The organism is Kistimonas scapharcae (assembly GCF_039540975.1).
GTDB lineage: Bacteria > Pseudomonadota > Gammaproteobacteria > Pseudomonadales > Endozoicomonadaceae > Kistimonas > Kistimonas scapharcae.
Map to the genome: position 1 here is coordinate 1 of NZ_BAABFL010000139.1, position 516 is coordinate 516.

Here is a 516-nt window from a genome sequence, read left to right on the forward strand (position 1 = left end):
ATTCCGAGACTGGCAAATATTATCGAATACGCCTCATGCTGGCTGCCATGTGGTCTGCACAGGAGTTTTTGAGTACTTACCTGTCTAGGTATGGTCTGATCTTTCCTGCAAGAGGTACTGTTACAAGCTTGTAGCGGTACCTCACAGCTTAGAGATGTCTGACATTTTGTCCGGACTATCAGAGTCTCATTCTACGCTGAACATTCAGAGGATAGAAATAGATGGGCCATAGATGTGGCGATTCTGGTTTGTGATTACCCTATTCTTTATTATCAGTGATAACTATCTCTTGAGTTAGGCAATGTGGTCCTCCATCTTCAACTTGAAAATCCAGTGTGCTTTGACTTAACACGTTGTCTAGTCCTCCAACAAAATCTGAGACGTCCTCATAATGTGTTTGATCAACCACTTGATATTCCTTTTCTACTCTGACTTGATCTGGCAAGAGTTTTCCGGACACTTTTTTACGCTGCCTTGGCAAGTTCCTGTTCATACTTGAAAGGTGCCAAGTAGCCA

1 protein-coding gene is annotated in these 516 nt (G+C 42.8%); it reads right to left on the minus strand.

The genetic code is table 11. The annotated features are described in order from the left end of the window. Window positions 1–259 precede the first annotated feature (259 nt). The coding region (locus ABD892_RS10055; protein WP_345195489.1) for a hypothetical protein at window positions 260–516 on the minus strand (257 nt) is incomplete at its 5' end.